The organism is Pseudomonas meliae (genome assembly GCF_001400515.1).
Classification (GTDB): domain Bacteria; phylum Pseudomonadota; class Gammaproteobacteria; order Pseudomonadales; family Pseudomonadaceae; genus Aquipseudomonas; species Aquipseudomonas amygdali.
Genome location: NZ_LJQT01000419.1, coordinates 1 through 407 on the forward strand (window position 1 = coordinate 1; position 407 = coordinate 407).

The window sequence follows — 407 nt, forward strand, 5'->3', positions numbered from 1 at the left end:
TTGGTCCTGTTTGCACTGGCGCTTTCGGGTTGCTTCGATAGCAAAGGGGATGATTTTATCGGGCGTTGGGAAGGTCAAAATACCCAGAGGATGTACAAGCCAACTTATGTTATGACTATTTCAAAGGATGGAGAGAACTTCCACATTGATATTGCTAGTACTTGGGAAGCATCAGGCAACGAAAAGCCAATTACGAATGTACGACAGTTCGAAGCCAAGGCCGAGTCGGATACGGTACTGAGTATGCTTGGAGGCCTCGCAACCATGCGTTTGGAAGGCGGCGTCATCAATTTCGACTACACCACCTTTACCCGAGCAAAATAACGGAGGCGCCATGGACGTAACAAACATAGCCCAGACGTTGTTCAATTTCGTTGATGCCGCCCTGCAAAGCGCCTTGGTCACCA

General features: G+C 48.9%; 1 protein-coding gene. It reads left to right on the forward strand.

The window, feature by feature from the left end:
- Positions 1 to 324: hypothetical protein (locus ALO64_RS25595; RefSeq protein ID WP_235805017.1), on the forward strand; the 324-nt coding region annotated here is incomplete at its 5' end.
- Between the last annotated feature and the right edge of the window lie 83 nt (positions 325 to 407).